We start from the raw sequence: 14,959 nt of genomic DNA, 5'->3' as shown, positions 1-14,959 counted from the left end.
GACCTCCGGGTCCCGGCCCGCTCGGCTTTTTCGACGTGCGGGGTCGACCCTCGCTGGAAGGATTGACGCCGTGGCGACGTTCGTTGACCGGGTCGTCCTGCATCTGCAGGCCGGCGATGGTGGGCACGGTTGTGTCTCGATCCACCGCGAGAAGTTCAAGCCCTTCGGGGGGCCGGACGGCGGCAACGGCGGCCACGGCGGCAGCGTGTCGCTGGTGGTCGACCCGCAGGTGACCACGCTGCTCGACTTCCACTTCCACCCGCACGTCAAGGCCGACAACGGCAAGGGCGGCGCCGGGTCGAACCGGGACGGGGCCAACGGCCACAACCTGGTGCTCAAGGTGCCCAACGGCACTGTGGTCCAGACCACCGACGGCACCGTGCTGGCCGACATGGTCGGCGCCGGCACCACCTTCGAGGTGGCCCGGGGCGGGCGCGGCGGGCGCGGCAACGCGTCGCTGGCCAACGCCAAGCGCAAGGCGCCCGGCTTCGCCGAGCTGGGCGAGCCCGGCGACCAGCTGGACATCGTGCTGGAGCTGAAGAGCGTCGCCGACGTGGGCCTGGTGGGCTTCCCGTCGGCCGGTAAGTCGTCGCTGATCTCGGTGATCTCCGCCGCGAAGCCGAAGATCGCCGACTACCCGTTCACCACCCTCGTGCCCAACCTCGGTGTGGTCCGGATGGACAACCACACCTTCACCGTCGCCGACGTGCCGGGCCTGATCCCGGGCGCGGCCACCGGGAAGGGCCTGGGTCTGGAGTTCCTGCGGCACATCGAGCGCTGCGCGGTGCTGGTGCACGTCATCGACTCGGCGACCCTGGAGCCCGGCCGCGACCCGGTCGCCGACATCGACGCCATCGAGGCCGAGCTGAGCCAGTACGGCGGCCTGACCGACCGCCCCCGGCTGGTGGCCGTGAACAAGGTCGACGTGCCGGACGGCCGGGACCTCGCCGAGATCGTCCGCCCGGACCTGGAGGAGCGCGGCTACCGCGTGTTCGAGGTCTCCGCGGCCACCCGCGAGGGGCTCAAGGAGCTGACGTACGCGATGGCCGAGCTGGTCGAGGCGGAGCGCAAGGCGGCCCCGCCGGCCGAGCCGACCCGGATCGTGATCCGGCCGATGGCGGTGGACGACGCCGGCTTCACCATCACGGCCGAGGCCGACGGCTCGTTCACCGTCCGGGGCGTACGCCCTGAGCGGTGGGTCAAGCAGACCAACTTCGACAACGACGAGGCGGTCGGCTACCTCGCCGACCGGCTGGCCCGCCTCGGTGTCGAGGACAAGCTGGCCAAGGCCGGCGCCGAACCCGGTGACCTGGTCCGGATCGGTGAGCGCGAGTTCGACTGGCAGCCGACGCTCTACGCGGGCGTGGAGTTCGTGCCCGGTAACCGGGGCACCGACGTCCGCCTGGAGGAGAAGTCGAACCGGGCGTCGGCGGCGGAGCGGCTCGCCGCGCGCAAGGCCCGCCGGGTGCGCCCGGAGGACGAGATCGACGCGGACGAGATCGGCGCGGACATGGGCGACGACGACATCGAGGATGACGCCGAGTAGCCGGTTGCGCTCCGTGATCGGGTTGATTGCCGGAAACCTCCGCGAAATCAATCCCGCTTAGCGTCGGGTGATGCTGATCGAGTCGCGGCCCGCCATCGATCCCGAAATCGCCGCCCTGGTCGTCGCCCAGCAGCGTGAGCTGCGCGTCGCTGACGGCGGTTTGGACGGGCAGGTCACCGTCACCCACGACGACATCCGCTACCTGGCCGTGGTGGTGCGCGGTCGGGCGGTCGCCTGTGGCGGACTCCAGTCGCTCGACGCCGTCACCGGCGAGGTCAAGCGGATGTACGTGCGGCCGGCGTACCGGGGCAGGGGCATCGCTCGGCAACTGCTCGCCGCCCTGGAGGAGTGCGCGTTCCAGCAGGGGCACACCGTGGTCTGCCTGGAGACCGGCACGTACCTGCCGGCGGCCGTCGGGCTGTACACCTCGTGCGGCTACGAACCGATCCCGGTGTACGGCGAGTACGTGGGCAACCCGTACAGCGTCTGCTTCGCCAAACGGCTCCCGGTCGCTGCCTGAGACGTAAGGAAGGGCACCTTCTTAACGCCTGGTGTATAGAAAGGGGCCCTTCCTAACGGCTAATGGGCGCGCGGGCGGCGTCAGGCCCCGGCCTCGGCGTGCGCGACGGTGACCGGCTTGGACTCCGGTCGAGCCGCGCTGCACCAGGTACCGGTGAGCATCCGCGCGAAGTAGCAGCTCAGGGGCGGTCGATTGGGGTGTCGAGGCGTCCGCCGGTCCCGGCTTCGTTCGACAGCAGCAGGCCGAGGGCCAGCATGCCGAAGCCGAGGGCGAGGTGCAGCCAGTTGTCAGCGCCGTTGACCGGCAGGATGTTCGCGCCACCCTCCTCGTCGATCGCCTCGATCGCCAGGCCGTACAGCCACAGGGCGAGGTAGATCGCGCCGCCCCCGGCCAGGAAGACCCGCGCGCCGGCGACGCTGCGGGCCAACACCAGACCCACCAGCCCGAACAGCAGGTGTACGGCGTTGTGCAGGATCGAGACCTGGAACACGCCGAGCAGTTTGGCGTCCGAGTGGTGCCCGGCGAAGGCCAGATCGCTGTAGTCGGTGGTAATGCCGGGGATGTAGCCGAGGACACCGATCAGCAGGAAGACCCCAGCCACGACCAGCGCGGCGACCTGCACCCGCAGTCGGGGCGCGGCAGGTCGGCCACCCCGCGCGTCTCGTGCCATCGGTGCCCCTTTCGTGGATCTCCCGGTCCCGCGAACGTCGCTGTCCGCAGCGGCGACGTGACGCAGCCCCGCGATCCTCCATTTTGAAGTCCCTCCCGACGCTCGCGCAGAGAAATGCACGAACAGGTATGGAAGCCAAAACGCCGGGTAGGTGAGTTGTCAGCGGCCACGGCGACACGGCCGCCTCCCCCAGAACAACCGCGACGACACTTCCGAGCGGAAGGGAAATCATGACTTACGATCTGTCACCCACCTCCACCACGTACGGCCAGGAGTCCACCAACGGCGGCGGCGTCCGCGAGCAGGCCCGGCACGTCGGGTCCGAGGCGGCGCACGCCGGTGGCGCGGTCGCCCAGACCGCCAAGGAGCAGGGCACCGAGGTCGGCCGTGAGGCCGTCCGGCAGGCCCGCAACCTCTACGGCGAGGCCCGCAGCCAGCTCGCCAGCCAGACCGGTGAGCAGCAGCGCCGCGCGGCCGGCGGACTGCGGTCGATCGCCGATGAGATGCGCTCGATGGCCGAGCAGGGTGGCCAGGCCGGTCCGGTGAGCGAGCTGGCCCGCCAGGCCGCCGACCGGGTGCACGGCGTGGCCGGCTGGCTCGAAGAGCGCCAGCCCGGCGACCTGATCAATGAGGTACGCGACTACGCGCGGCGTAATCCGGGCACCTTCCTGGTCGGCGCGGCGGTGCTCGGTGTGCTGGCCGGCCGCCTGACCAAGGGCATCTCGGCCTCCGGTGACGACTCCGGCAACGGTTCCGCGGGTTACCGCGGCGCGGGCGCGTACGACCCGGAGCGCACCGCCGTGATCCCCACCCCGCCGCCGACGCCCCGCACGGCCGCGGACGCCACCCCGGCCGGCGGTTACCTCGACCCGACCCCGGGCACCTACACCGAGCCGACCTCCGGCGGTTACACCGACCCGACGCCGGACGGCTACCGCGATCCGGCCCGCCAGGGCGGCTACACCGAGCCGGCGAGCACCGGTCAGCCGCTGCCGCCGGTGACCCAGACCGACCCGCTGCCGGGCGTGCCGTCCAGCGGCAGCCCCCGCCCGTGAGGCGCCGAGTCATCCGAAGGGAGGCGGCGGCATGAGCATGCCGACGCAGGGGTCCGGACTGGATTCCGGTTACCACCCCGACGCGGGTGCCCCGCACACCGCGGCCGAGGTGAAGGGCAGTTCGCTCGGTGACCTGATGCGTCAGGTCACCACCGACCTGTCGACGCTGATGCGCCAGGAGGTCGAGCTGGCCAAGGCCGAGATCCGTCAGGAGGGCAAGAAGGCCGGCAAGGCCGCGGGCCTCTTCGGCGGTGCCGGCTTCGGCGGCTACATGGTGGCCCTCTTCGTTTCGATCGCCATCTGGCAGTTCCTGGACAACGTCATGGACTCCGGGCTCGCCGCGCTGATCGTGGCCGTGGTCTGGGCCGTGGTCGCCGCCGTCCTCTACTCGGCGGCGAAGAAGAACGCCCAGCACGTACGCGGGCTCAAGCAGACCAACGACAGCGTGCAGCGGATCCCCGACGCGCTCAAGCCCCACCCGGAGGGAGTCACCCGATGAGCACCGACCCCGACCAGATCCGCCGGGAGATCGAAGCCACCCGCAACAGCCTCAGCTCCGACGTGGACGCGTTGGCGTACAAGGTCAGCCCCAGCCGCATCGTCGACGACCGTAAGCAGCGGGCCCGCTCCGCGCTGCAGAATGTGAGGGACAAGGTCATGGGAACCGCTTCCGACCTCGGCCACGGCACCGGCCACGCCGCCCACTCGGTGGGTGACCGCGCGTCGTCGGCGGCGTCCAGCGTCAGCGACGCCGCGCAGTCGGCGGCCTCCTCGGTGAGCGACGCGGCCCACAGCGCGCCCCGCGTGATCCGGGAGAAGTCGCAGGGCAACCCGCTCGCCGCCGGTCTGATCGCCTTCGGCGTGGGCTGGCTGGCCTCCTCGCTGATTCCGGCGTCCCGCCGGGAGCAGCAGGCGGCCGCGCAGGTCAAGGAGAAGGTCGGCGAGCACAGCGCAGTCGTCAAGGAGAAGCTGGGCGAGGTTGCCAGCGAACTCAAGGACGAGCTGCGTGAGCCGGCCCAGCACGCCGCCGAGTCGGTGAGGTCCACCGCCCAGGACGCGGTGCACGCGGTCAAGGACGACGGCCGCTCGGCCGCCCAGGACGTCAAGGACCAGGCACAGCAGGCCCGCCAGCAGGTCAGTTCCTGAAGTCACCGACGTCTACGACGGCTCGCGGCCACCCCGGTGGCTGCGAGCCGTCGCCGTATCTCCCCGCGATCTTGCACTTCCTGTTGCTGACCTGTCGGCTAACGCGGCTTCTGTCCCAGCAGAAAGTGCAAGATCGCGGGGACTTCGTGGCGGTGGGCTGGGGTGCGGATTCTGGTGTCGCCGTAGCTGACGCCGCCTTTCAGCAGGCGCTGGGTTATCGCAAGCCAGCTGCAGATGCCGCGTTCGAGCAGCCAGAGCGGGGCGGCCAGCGTGGTGGTCGGTGGGAAGACGGTGGCACCGGCGGCGCGGCGGCGACCCGCCTCGGCCAGGGCGACGACGCTGGCCGTCATGCCGAGCAGCAGCCGGGGCCGGCGGGACGCGACCGCCGCGGCCAGCGCGGGCACGACCGCGAGCGCGGTCAGCAGGCGGACCGGCTGGGCCAGGTCGTCGTACGCCTGGCGGACCCGCTGGCCCCGGAAGTGCGCCGCGTCCGGCGGCAGCCGCCGTACGTACAGCCAGGGCGGCGCGACCTCGACGCCGCCGTGGGCCCGCACCGTACGGATCAGCTCCAGGTTCTCGAAGAGCACGTCGGGGTCGTACCCGCCCATGGCGAGGAACGTGCTGCGGCGTACCGCGAGGGTGCCGGGGTAGTCGTTTCCGAGAGCGCGGTTGAGCAGCGTCCGCCCGGTGTCCCACCAGGCGTGCCAGGGCAGGGGGTCGAAGTAGTTCTGCGGCCGGACCAGGTCGACCCGGTCCAGCAGTCGGTGCACCGCGTGGAGCCCGGCCTCGTCGTACCGGACGTCGTCGTCGGCGATCACCACGTGCTCGTGGCGTGCCGCGCCGACGCCGGTGTGCACCCCCACCACCTTGCCGTTGAGCCCGCGCCGGGCCCGGTCGGGCGGCAGGTGCCGCACCAGCGGCCGCCAGGCCGCCGCGTGCCGGGCGAACAGCTCCGGAGGCGACCCGTCGACCACGATCACGTCGACGAGACCGCTCAGCCGGCGCAGGTAGCCGGTCAGCTCGTCCAGGCCGGCGTCGGTGTGCCAGCGCAGCGGCAGGACGTACGCCATCGGCAGGGCCGTTCCGCCGGTGTCGTGACGCGCGGCGCGCCGGGCGTCACCGGTGGCCGGAGAGGGCATCGCGCCTCCTGGGCGGTGCTGCGCGGCGGGTGTGCCGCCCGCTGCGCCTGCCCGCACGGCGGCCGCCCAAACCGGTGCGAAGCACCGACCCCCGGGACAACGACGACCTCAGGCGCGGCGGACGTTGGTGACGGTCATGCGGCCGGGTGGCAGGACGGGCATCCGGTGCAGGTCCAGGCGCAGATCCTGCGGCGGCACGTCGTAGCGCATGCCGCCGGTCAGGTGGGTGACCGCCCGCTTCATGAGGTCGATGGTGATCCACTCGCCGGCGCAGCGGTGTCCGGTGCTGTGGTCGCCGCCGCCCTGCGCGATCAGCGCGAACGGGTCCACGCGCCGGTCGGCGAACCGCTCGGGGCGGAACAGTTCCGGTTCGGGCCATAGCGCCGGGTGGTGGTTCGTGCCGTAGAGGTCGAGCAGCACCCGCCGCCCCTGGGGGAAGTGGTGGCCCTGCCAGTCGAAGGAGCGCCGGACCCGGGCCGCGGCCATCGGGAAGAACGGGTAGTAACGGCGTACCTCCTGGACGAACTGCTCGGTGGCCCCGTCGTCGCCGTGGACCCGCTGTCGCCACGCGGGGTGGTCGCGCAGGGCGAGCGCGGCGAAGACGATGTACCGGTCCACGGCGACTGTCGGACGCAGCAGGTTGAGCAGTTCGACGGCGGCGATCCGGCGGGGGAGCAGCGCCCCGCGCATGTCGCGGTGCTCGGCGACGACCCGTAGCGGGCTGTCGGCCGGGGCCGGGTGGATGCCGACCCGGGTCCGTTCGACGAGGTCGCCGATCCAGCGTTCGGCGCGGCGGCGGGCGAGCAGGCCCCGCCAGTGCCGTGGGCCGACGACCGCCGGGCCCTCGATCATGGCGTGCAGGTCGACGGCGCGGCGGTCGACCTGCGACGTGGCCAGCGGCACGCCGGCCCAGGCGCAGACCACCCGGGTCAGCAGCCGGCCCAGCTCGTCGTAGAGCGGCACCGCGCCGGCCGCCTCCCAGGCGGGAATCCGGGCCCGCCACTCGGCGTCGAAGAGGTGCCCGAGTCGCGCGATCGCCGTCGGCGTCATGATCGACATGAACATGGCCTTGCGGTCGGTGTGCGCGGCGCCGTCCAGCCCCTGCACGCCGCCCCGACCGGTGAGGGTCCGCTGAATCCGCAGCGGCATGGCGCTCTCGCGCTGGAAGCGCTCGTTGTCGTAGAACAGGGTGGCGGCTGGTCGACCCCGCAGGCAGATGGTCGGCGTGAGCAGGATCCGGGTTGAGAAGACGTCGCTGCCCAGGCGGTCGCAGCGTTCTCCGATGAACCGGTAGCCGGCGCGCAGCAGGGCGAGGGTGCTGTCCGGGCCGCGGTCGGCCGGCATGGTCGCCATCGGGCCTCCTCGAGGTTCCGGCGGCGGCCCGCGTCGCCGCCGGGGCACGTCTACCCTCGTGGCCGCCGCGCAATCCCCGCGTCGACAGCGCGTCCGCTGGCCCCTCCCACGGGCGGCGGAACCTGGTTGGCTTGCCGGTGGGGCCGTCGTCGGCCGGCATCGTCGGACGACGGTGACGACCCCGTCGGGCCGAGGTGTCCACGACCACGGGGAGGACGTATGAACGACAACAGGCCGCCGCGCTGGCGGCAGCGGCGGGCGGTCGAGACGCTGGGTGCGGGCCGGGCCGGGCGGCCGCTGATCGGCCCGCCGGGCCGGCCGGCCCGACCGCGCCGGTTCTTCACCGTGCACCTGGGCTTCACCGCGCCGGGCGCGGCCGACGCGCTCGAACAGGCGGTGGCGTACGCGGAGGCGCTGAGCCTGCTCCGCCCGGAGTTGGCGCTCGGTGCGGCGGCCCTGTCGCCGGCCGATGCCTGGCACCGGGCCGAACGGCTGTTCTGCGGCGCGGTCGGCCCGGACGGGGAGCGCTGCGTCGACGTCGCCGACCATCCCGGCTTCCACCACGCGCCGGGCCCGGGCGGTCTGGGCTGGGGCGACGGCGACTAGCCACGGGCTTTGACACCCGCCCTAACCCTGCTGAGAAACCCCCACCGCGCGACCGGTGCCGGTGTCCCCCTCGAAGAGGACACCGGCACGTGCCACGGCGGATCAGTCGAGGTCGAACTCGCCGTCCTGCGCGCCGGCCACGAACGCGTCCCACTCGGCCTGGGTGAAGACCAGCACCGGGCCCTGCGGCTCGGCGGAGTTGCGCATCCCGATCAGGTCGTCGACGAAGGCGACCTCGACAGCGCTCTCGGAGGTGTCCCCCTCGGCCCGTTGCCAGACCGCGCGGGAGAGGTCGAAATCGCCCTTGGGGTGCTGCGCCATGGTTCTTTCCTCCACTGCAGGGGGCCAGGTGGGGACCGCCTGCCGATCCCCATCGGGCAGGATAAGCGGATGCCGAGCCTGACCCGTGTAGAGGCGACCGCGCGTGGCGCGGCGATTACTGTCGAGTCCTATCAGGTGGACCTCGACCTGACCGGCGACGGCGATCTGTTCCGGTCCCGCGTCGAGATCCGGTTCCGGGCGACCGCCGGGGCCGCGACCTTCGCCGAGGTCAGGCCGGCGAACCTCCTCGCGGTACGCCTCAACGACCGGGCCGTCGACCCCGCCACGCTGACCGACAACCGGCTGCCGCTGGTCGATCTCGACACGACGAACACCCTCGTCGTCGAGGCGGAGATGACGTACTCCAACGCCGGGGAGGGGCTGCACCGCTTCGTCGATCCGGCGGACGGCGAGACCTACCTCTACGCGATGTCGTTCCTCGACAATGCCCAGCGCATCTTCGCCGCGTTCGACCAGCCCGACCTCAAGGCCCCGTTCACCCTCTCGGTCACCGCGCCGCCGCGGTGGACGGTCTCCGGCAACGCCGAGGTGGTCGCCACCCCGGCCCCGGGGCGCTGGGAGTTCGCCCCGACCGCGCCGCTGGCGACGTACTTCTTCTCGCTGATCGCGGGGCCGTACCACGTCCGCCGTGCCGAGCACGACGGCATACCGCTGGCGATCTACTGTCGACGCTCGCTCGCCGAGCACCTGGACGCCGACGCCGAGGAGATCTTCGACATCACCGGGCGGTGCCTGGACCGGTTCCACCAGCTCTTCGCCGAGCGCTACCCGTTCGGCAAGTACGACCAGGCGTTCGTGCCCGAGTTCAACGCCGGCGCGATGGAGAATCCGGGCATCGTCACCTTCCGCGACGACTACGTGTTCCGTTCGGCGGTCACCGACACCCAGCGCGAGGTTCGGGCCACCACCATCGCCCACGAGATGGCGCACATGTGGTTCGGTGACCTGGTCACTATGCGCTGGTGGGACGACCTGTGGCTCAACGAGTCCTTCGCCGAGTACCTGGGCACCCGGGTCACCGCCGAGGCCACCCGCTTCGACCAGGCGTGGACGACGTTCGCCATGCGCCGCAAGGCCTGGGGATACGCGGCCGACCAACGTCCCTCCACCCACCCGGTCGCGCCGCCGGAGGTGGCCGACGCCGACGAGGGTCTGCTCAACTTCGACGGCATCTCGTACGCCAAGGGCGCGGCCGTGCTGCGGCAACTGGTCGCGTGGCTCGGCGACGAGGCCTTCCTCGCCGGCCTGAACGCGCACTTCGCCGCGCACCGCTTCGGCAACGCCACCCTCGCCGACCTGCTCACCAGCCTCTCCGCCGCCAGCGGCCGGGACCTGTCCGGTTGGGCCGAGCTGTGGTTGCGCCGGCCGCAGGTCAACACGTTGCGCGCCGAGGTCCACGTCGACGCCGACGGGCGTTACACCGAGGTCGCCGTGGTGCAGACCGCCCCCGCGTCGCACCCCGTGCTGCGTCCGCACCGCATCGGGGTGGGTCGGTACGCGGCGGACGGCGTCGTCCAGCGCGCGGAGGTGGATCTCGATCCGGCCGTCGACGGCGGTCGTACCGTGCTCGGCGCGTTGACGGGCGAGCCGGCGGCCCAGGTGCTGCTGCTCAACGACGGTGACCTGACCTTCGCCAAGGTACGCCTCGACGAGGCGTCGGCGGACGCGGTCGCGGTGGTGCTGCCTTCTCTGACCGATCCGCTTGCCCGGGCGGTGCTCTGGGGCGAGGCGCTGGACGCGGCGACCGACGGCGAACGGCCCGTCGCCGGCCTGGTCGACCTGATGGTCGCGGCGCTGCCCGTCGAGACCGAGGTGATCATCGCGGAGGACGTGCTCGTCATCAGCCGGTCGCTGGTGGACCGTTACCTCGACCCGCTGGCCCGTTCGGCGGCGCTGGCCCGGGTCGCCGAGGCGTGCCGGCGTCTGCTCGATGGCGCGCCGGCGGGGGAGTCGTTGCAGCTCGCCGCCGCCCGGGGCTGGATCGCCGCGACCACCGACAGCGACCTGCTCGTCGGCTGGCTCGCCGGCCGGGACGTACCGGCCGGGCTGGCCGTCGACGCGGAGCTGCGGTGGGCGGTGCTGCGCCGGCTCGTGGTGCTGGGCGCGGCGGGCGAGGCGGAGATCGCCGAGGAGGCGCGGGCCGACGTCAGCTCCGCCGGCGCGGAACAGGCCGCGTACTGCCGGGCCGCCCGGCCCGACCCGGCGGCGAAGCAGGCGGCATGGGAGATCCTCATGCGGAACACCGAGCTGTCCAACCGGCTGCTCGAGGCCACGGCGGAGGGGTTCTGGCAGCCCGAGCAGCCCGAGCTGACCGCCGCGTACGTCGGGCGGTACTTCGCCGAGATGCCGGCCGCCGCTCGTCGTCGTACCCCCTGGACGGCCGACCGGGTGGCGAAGCTGGCGTTTCCCCGCTACGCCGTGGCGCAGCCGACCCGGGAGGCGGCCGCGGCGTTGCTGGCCCGCGACGACCTGACGGCGGGCCTGCGGCGGGTCGTCACCGACGCCGACGACGACCTGCGGCGGGCGCTCGTGGCGCGCACGGCGGTGGCCGCCGCCTCGGCCTGAGGTCGGCCGGCCGCCGTGGTGGGCGGCCCGGGTTGCGATGGTCGGAGCGCGGGGTGGCCCGAGCGGCCACCCCGCGCCCGTGCTCAGCGCAGGGCGGGTTCGGCCGTGACCGGGGCGTCGAAGTCGATGACGTAGCGCTGCTCGTGGGCGATGGTGCGTTCCGGGTCCATCGCCGTGCGCACCAGCAGCGGTATGAGCAGCGGCATCAGCGTCCGGGCGACCGGGCCGGGCGCCTTCGTGTGGTTGATCCGCGCGGCGCGGGCGGCGACCTTCTCGACCCGGGTGCGACGCAGCCGCACGTACGCCTCGAAGGCCGACGTCACGTCGGGTAGGTCCCGCAGGCAGCGGGCGAGCTGCACCGCGCTCTCGATGGCGAGCGAGGCGCCCTGCCCGGAGCTGTTCGACGGCGCGTGCGCGGCGTCGCCGACCAGCACCAGGCGACCCCGGTGCCAGTGCGGCACGGGCGGCATGATCTGCAACGCGCCGGCCACCTGGAGGTCGTCGGCGGAGCTGGTGGCCATCAGCTCCCGGCCCGGGTCGTCGTCGCCGTAGGTGGCGCGCAACGTGTCCAGCCACTGCCGCGCGGGCACCGTACGGGCCTCGACGAGGCTCATCGGCCGCTGCCCCGGCAGGTTGGCCCCCCAGCGGGTGCCGCCACCCGGCTCGGGCCAGTACAGGTAGTAGCCGCGCCGTCCGAAGGCGAACGTCATCGTGCCCGCCTCGGCGTCCACCTCGTGCCGGGCGACCGCCTCTAAGCCGAGCAGTCCGGTGAATCGGGGGCCGGGCGCGGCCGGGTCGATGAGGTCACGGACCGTGGAACGGATGCCGTCCGCGCCGACCAGGACGTCGGCGGTCGCCGTGGTGCCGTCCTCGAAACGCGCGGTCACGCCGTCGTCGGTCTGCGTGACGTCGACCAGTCGCCTGCCGTACGCGAAGGTGATGCCCTCGGCGACGGCCCGGTCGTGCAGCACCCGATGCAGCTCGGCCCGGTGTACCACGCGCAGCGGCGGCACTCCGGCCAGCATCGGCAGGTCGATCCGTCGGGCGCCAACGGCCATGACGCTGCGGTGGATCCCGGTGGCGATCGCCGTCACCGCCTCGTCCGCGCCGACGGCCCGCAGGGCTGCCACGCCGTTGGGCGCGAGCGCGAGGGTGCCACCGATGCCACCGGCTCCGCTGGCGGTCGCCGGGTACGCCTCGGCGACGGTGGCGGTGATGCCGGCGCGGTGGAGGGCGAGGGCCGCCACGGGCCCCGCGATGCCGCCGCCGATGACGAGTGCGGTTCGTACCGTTGTCATGCTCTTTCTCCCTGGTGTCGTCGCGTGGGTGCGGACGAACCGTCCTGGGAGGGGACCCGGTTATCCTCGTGGTTGCCGCTTCGGGCCGGGTGCCTGCTCAGGTGTCGGTTCGGGGTAGGGCTCCGGCGGGGTGTTGGCGCACCCCGCCGGAGCTGTCTTGTCAGTCGGCGGTGTCGGGGTCGCTGCTGGTCCTTGCGGCCAGCTCGGCCAGCTCGGCCGGCATCTCGCCGGTCTCGTGGAAGGCCCGCCAGGTGTCCAGCCCCGGGTAGCTTCCCGAGGTCAACTCCGCCAGCAGGGCCCGCAGCCAGGTGGCCTCGGCGTCCCGGATGGCGAGGTCGTACTCGTTCTCGACCAGGAACAGTCGCGGGACGTCCCGCAGGTGGGCGTCGAGCGTCTCGCGGTCCCGGCGGAGCGCGTCGTCCAGTCGGTCGAGTCGCTGCCGGAGCAGGTCGATCGCCTCGTCGGGGTGCAGGGCGGCGAGCACGGAGAGGCCGGCCCGGAAGCGGGGATGCTCCGCCATGGGCATGCCGACCAGCTCCCGCGCCCAGTCGACCAGCTCGGCCCGGCCCGCGTCGGTGATCCGGTAGACGGTGCGTTCCGGGCGTCGGCCCTCGCGCACGCTCTCCACGGCGGCGATCAACTGGTGTTTGTCCAGGTTGCGGATCACCGTGTAGAAGGAGCCCCACTTGAACTCCATGTCCTGGTCCTTGCCCCAGGCGCGCAGCGTGCTGGCCATCTCGTAGGGGTGCATGGGCCGCTGGACGAGGGCGGAGAGCACGGCCAGCGCCAGCAGGTTGCCGACCTTGCGCCGCTTCGGCATGACGCACCTCCCAAATACTCGTGGACGAGTATACGCACGCGAGTATCCGTGTCGCCAGTCCCTCGGGCCGATACGGGCGGTTCCGACGCCCGGCCTACGATCAACGGGTGGAGGAAGATATCCGGCGGATCGGGATCATGGGTGGCACCTTCGACCCGATCCACCACGGGCACCTCGTCGCGGCCAGCGAGGTGGCGGACCGGTTCGGCCTGGACGAGGTGGTCTTCGTCCCCACCGGGCAGCCGTGGCAGAAGGCCGACGAGCCGGTCAGCCCCGCCGAGGACCGGTACCTCATGACGGTCATCGCCACCGCCTCCAACCCCCGCTTCCAGGTCAGTCGCGTCGACATCGACCGCAGCGGCCCGACCTACACGGTCGACACGTTGCGCGACCTCCAGGCCGAGTACGGCGCCAAGGTCCAGCTCTTCTTCATCACCGGAGCGGACGCGCTGCAACGCATCCTGTCCTGGAAGGACCTGGACGAGATCTTCGAGCTGGCCCACTTCGTCGGTGTGACCCGGCCCGGTTTCGCGCTGACCGACAAGCACCTCCCGGCGGACACGGTCAGCCTGATCCAGGTGCCCGCGATGTCCATCTCGTCGACCGACTGTCGTGCCCGGGTCGCCCGGGGTGAGCCGGTCTGGTACCTGGTGCCTGACGGTGTGGTGCAGTACATCGCCAAGCGACGCCTCTATCAGTCCTGATCGCGTCCGGTATGTGCTGGTTGGTGCGTCTAACCGACCAGAACTGACGGGTCGGGACCTCGCCGGGTGTGAGACGCTTGGAGGATCGCACGCCTGATCGAAGGAGAACGGTGACAGTTTCCGAACGCGCGCACGAGCTGGCGATCGCCGCCGCCCAGGCAGCCGCCGACAAGAAGGCGCAGGACATCGCGATCATCGACGTCGGCGACCAGCTCGCCATCACGGACGCGTTCCTGCTCGCCGCCGCCCCCAACGAGCGCCAGGTGCTCGCCATCGTCGACGCCATCGAGGAGCGCCTGCTGGAGCTTCCGGAGAAGGCCAAGCCGATCCGGCGCGAAGGCGAGCGGGGTGGCCGCTGGGTGCTGCTCGACTACGTCGACATCGTGGTACACGTCCAGCACACCGAGGAGCGCGAGTTCTACGGGCTCGACCGCCTCTGGAAGGACTGCCCCACCATCCCGTTCGTCGACCGCGACCTGGTCGAGGCCGACGCCAGCGGGTCCGCCGCGGCCGAATGACCCGGCTGATCGTCTGGCGGCACGGCAACACCGACTGGAACGCCGCCAACCGCGTCCAGGGGCAGACCGACGTACCCCTCAACGAGCTGGGCCGCGACCAGGCCCGCGCCGCCGCGCCGCTGCTCGCGTCGCTGCGTCCGGACGCCATCGTCTCCAGCGACCTGGGCCGCGCCGCGGAGACCGCCGCGGCGCTGGCCGCGCTCACCGGCCTCGGGGTACGCACCGACGCCCGGCTGCGCGAGCGGCACTTCGGCCGGTGGCAGGGCCTGCACCTCACCGAGGTCGCCGAGCGCTTCCCCGGCGAGTACGCGCGCTGGCGGGCCGGCGACCCGGCGCCGGGCGCGGATCTGGAGCCGCTGCACGAACTCGGTGAGCGGGTCGCCGCCGCGTTCCTGACGGCGGCCGACGCGACGCCCGGCGGGACGGTGGTCCTCGCCACCCACGGCGGCGCCTCCCGCCAGGGCGTTGGCCACCTGCTCGGCTGGCCTCCCGAGGTGCTGCGCACCATCGGCTCCCTGGCCAACTGCCACTGGACCGAGCTGCGACACGACGACGTCCGGGGCTGGCAGCTCCGTGGCCACAACGTCGGCCTCGTCACCGCCCCGGCCGTCGTCGACGCGGTCTGAGCGCCGATCCGGCCCGGGTCGGCGCTCGCACCTCGGCGCGGCGGGTCGTGA

16 protein-coding genes are annotated in these 14,959 nt (G+C 72.5%); 10 read left to right on the top strand and 6 right to left on the bottom strand.

Annotation, left to right across the window (positions count from 1 at the left end):
• The first annotated feature begins 70 nt into the window (after positions 1-70).
• Both obgE and AB0J36_RS25870 read left to right on the top strand, forming a co-directional pair.
• Positions 71-1,546 carry a GTPase ObgE gene (obgE, locus tag AB0J36_RS25875; RefSeq protein ID WP_357397631.1) on the top strand — a complete coding sequence of 492 codons (1,476 nt, stop codon included), beginning with the start codon at positions 71-73 and terminating at the stop codon, positions 1,544-1,546.
• Between the two features lie 70 nt (positions 1,547-1,616).
• The gene (locus AB0J36_RS25870; RefSeq protein ID WP_357134495.1) at positions 1,617-2,066 is read left to right on the top strand and encodes a GNAT family N-acetyltransferase; all 450 of its coding nucleotides are present in this window, start codon (positions 1,617-1,619) and stop codon (positions 2,064-2,066) included.
• Between the two features lie 178 nt (positions 2,067-2,244).
• Here the strand turns inward: AB0J36_RS25870 and AB0J36_RS25865 are convergent, their stop codons facing one another.
• Positions 2,245-2,736 (bottom strand): DUF4383 domain-containing protein, encoded by a 492-nt coding sequence (locus AB0J36_RS25865; protein WP_357397628.1) that lies wholly within the window; start codon positions 2,734-2,736, stop codon positions 2,245-2,247.
• A 230-nt stretch (positions 2,737-2,966) separates the two neighbouring features.
• On the opposite strand from AB0J36_RS25865, the gene AB0J36_RS25860 reads away from it, so the two are divergent.
• From AB0J36_RS25860 to AB0J36_RS25850, 3 genes are read left to right on the top strand one after another with little or no spacing between them, the layout of a single operon-like run.
• Positions 2,967-3,791, top strand: coding sequence for a hypothetical protein (locus tag AB0J36_RS25860; protein WP_357397626.1), 825 nt, complete (start codon positions 2,967-2,969; stop codon positions 3,789-3,791).
• 31 nt (positions 3,792-3,822) lie between these two features.
• The gene (locus AB0J36_RS25855) at positions 3,823-4,290 is read left to right on the top strand and encodes a phage holin family protein (protein ID WP_357397623.1); all 468 of its coding nucleotides are present in this window, start codon (positions 3,823-3,825) and stop codon (positions 4,288-4,290) included.
• The gene (locus AB0J36_RS25850; RefSeq protein WP_357397620.1) at positions 4,287-4,937 is read left to right on the top strand and encodes a DUF3618 domain-containing protein; all 651 of its coding nucleotides are present in this window, start codon (positions 4,287-4,289) and stop codon (positions 4,935-4,937) included. The genes AB0J36_RS25855 and AB0J36_RS25850 overlap by 4 nt, the downstream gene beginning before the upstream one ends.
• A gap of 98 nt (positions 4,938-5,035) precedes the next feature.
• Here the strand turns inward: AB0J36_RS25850 and AB0J36_RS25845 are convergent, their stop codons facing one another.
• Together AB0J36_RS25845 and AB0J36_RS25840 are read right to left on the bottom strand one after the other, a co-directional pair.
• The gene (locus AB0J36_RS25845) at positions 5,036-6,076 is read right to left on the bottom strand and encodes a glycosyltransferase (RefSeq protein WP_357397617.1); all 1,041 of its coding nucleotides are present in this window, start codon (positions 6,074-6,076) and stop codon (positions 5,036-5,038) included.
• Between the two features lie 108 nt (positions 6,077-6,184).
• Positions 6,185-7,429, bottom strand: a complete 1,245-nt coding sequence (locus AB0J36_RS25840) for a cytochrome P450 (protein ID WP_357397615.1) — start codon at positions 7,427-7,429, stop codon at positions 6,185-6,187.
• Positions 7,430-7,648: 219 nt separating this feature from the next.
• Here AB0J36_RS25840 and AB0J36_RS25835 point away from each other — a divergent pair, with 219 nt between their 5' ends.
• Positions 7,649-8,035: a hypothetical protein gene (locus AB0J36_RS25835; RefSeq protein WP_357134506.1), complete on the top strand. Its 387-nt coding sequence runs from the start codon at positions 7,649-7,651 to the stop codon at positions 8,033-8,035.
• A gap of 102 nt (positions 8,036-8,137) precedes the next feature.
• On the opposite strand, the gene AB0J36_RS25830 is transcribed toward AB0J36_RS25835, so the two are convergent.
• Positions 8,138-8,356, bottom strand: coding sequence for a DUF397 domain-containing protein (locus AB0J36_RS25830; RefSeq protein WP_355053179.1), 219 nt, complete (start codon positions 8,354-8,356; stop codon positions 8,138-8,140).
• A gap of 69 nt (positions 8,357-8,425) precedes the next feature.
• On the opposite strand from AB0J36_RS25830, the gene pepN reads away from it, so the two are divergent.
• A complete protein-coding gene (gene pepN / locus AB0J36_RS25825; RefSeq protein ID WP_363661201.1) occupies positions 8,426-10,942 on the top strand; it encodes an aminopeptidase N in 2,517 nt (838 codons plus the stop codon).
• Positions 10,943-11,025: 83 nt separating this feature from the next.
• On the opposite strand, the gene AB0J36_RS25820 is transcribed toward pepN, so the two are convergent.
• Both AB0J36_RS25820 and AB0J36_RS25815 read right to left on the bottom strand, forming a co-directional pair.
• Complete coding sequence (locus tag AB0J36_RS25820) at positions 11,026-12,240, bottom strand: FAD-dependent monooxygenase (RefSeq protein ID WP_357134511.1); 1,215 nt, start codon at positions 12,238-12,240, stop codon at positions 11,026-11,028.
• Positions 12,241-12,400: 160 nt separating this feature from the next.
• Positions 12,401-13,060 carry a PadR family transcriptional regulator gene (locus AB0J36_RS25815; RefSeq protein ID WP_357175683.1) on the bottom strand — a complete coding sequence of 220 codons (660 nt, stop codon included), beginning with the start codon at positions 13,058-13,060 and terminating at the stop codon, positions 12,401-12,403.
• A 107-nt stretch (positions 13,061-13,167) separates the two neighbouring features.
• Here AB0J36_RS25815 and nadD point away from each other — a divergent pair, with 107 nt between their 5' ends.
• From nadD to AB0J36_RS25800, 3 genes are all read left to right on the top strand, one after another.
• Positions 13,168-13,764 (top strand): nicotinate-nucleotide adenylyltransferase, encoded by a 597-nt coding sequence (nadD, locus tag AB0J36_RS25810; RefSeq protein WP_357134515.1) that lies wholly within the window; start codon positions 13,168-13,170, stop codon positions 13,762-13,764.
• 110 nt (positions 13,765-13,874) lie between these two features.
• Positions 13,875-14,282: a ribosome silencing factor gene (rsfS, locus tag AB0J36_RS25805; protein WP_355053184.1), complete on the top strand. Its 408-nt coding sequence runs from the start codon at positions 13,875-13,877 to the stop codon at positions 14,280-14,282.
• Entirely contained in the window at positions 14,279-14,908 is a 630-nt protein-coding gene (locus tag AB0J36_RS25800; RefSeq protein WP_357175680.1) for a histidine phosphatase family protein, read from the top strand. The genes rsfS and AB0J36_RS25800 overlap by 4 nt, the downstream gene beginning before the upstream one ends.
• Positions 14,909-14,959: the final 51 nt, after the last annotated feature.

Source organism: Micromonospora sp. NPDC049662 (assembly GCF_040675055.1).
In the GTDB taxonomy this organism is placed as follows: Bacteria; Actinomycetota; Actinomycetes; order Mycobacteriales; family Micromonosporaceae; genus Micromonospora.
Note: the sequence above shows the minus strand (reverse complement) of the source record. Positions and strands in the feature narration are given on the sequence as shown.

Coding starts and splice junctions, on each gene's coding strand:
- AB0J36_RS25815 (WP_357175683.1), bottom strand. CDS start 13,060: ATGCCGAAGCGGCGCAAGGTCGGCAACCTGCTGGCGCTGGCCGTGCTC.
- AB0J36_RS25800 (WP_357175680.1), top strand. CDS start 14,279: ATGACCCGGCTGATCGTCTGGCGGCACGGCAACACCGACTGGAACGCC.
- AB0J36_RS25870 (WP_357134495.1), top strand. CDS start 1,617: ATGCTGATCGAGTCGCGGCCCGCCATCGATCCCGAAATCGCCGCCCTG.
- AB0J36_RS25855 (WP_357397623.1), top strand. CDS start 3,823: ATGAGCATGCCGACGCAGGGGTCCGGACTGGATTCCGGTTACCACCCC.
- AB0J36_RS25820 (WP_357134511.1), bottom strand. CDS start 12,240: ATGACAACGGTACGAACCGCACTCGTCATCGGCGGCGGCATCGCGGGG.
- pepN (WP_363661201.1), top strand. CDS start 8,426: ATGCCGAGCCTGACCCGTGTAGAGGCGACCGCGCGTGGCGCGGCGATT.
- AB0J36_RS25845 (WP_357397617.1), bottom strand. CDS start 6,076: ATGCCCTCTCCGGCCACCGGTGACGCCCGGCGCGCCGCGCGTCACGAC.
- AB0J36_RS25860 (WP_357397626.1), top strand. CDS start 2,967: ATGACTTACGATCTGTCACCCACCTCCACCACGTACGGCCAGGAGTCC.
- AB0J36_RS25840 (WP_357397615.1), bottom strand. CDS start 7,429: ATGGCGACCATGCCGGCCGACCGCGGCCCGGACAGCACCCTCGCCCTG.
- AB0J36_RS25850 (WP_357397620.1), top strand. CDS start 4,287: ATGAGCACCGACCCCGACCAGATCCGCCGGGAGATCGAAGCCACCCGC.
- AB0J36_RS25830 (WP_355053179.1), bottom strand. CDS start 8,356: ATGGCGCAGCACCCCAAGGGCGATTTCGACCTCTCCCGCGCGGTCTGG.
- AB0J36_RS25865 (WP_357397628.1), bottom strand. CDS start 2,736: ATGGCACGAGACGCGCGGGGTGGCCGACCTGCCGCGCCCCGACTGCGG.
- AB0J36_RS25835 (WP_357134506.1), top strand. CDS start 7,649: ATGAACGACAACAGGCCGCCGCGCTGGCGGCAGCGGCGGGCGGTCGAG.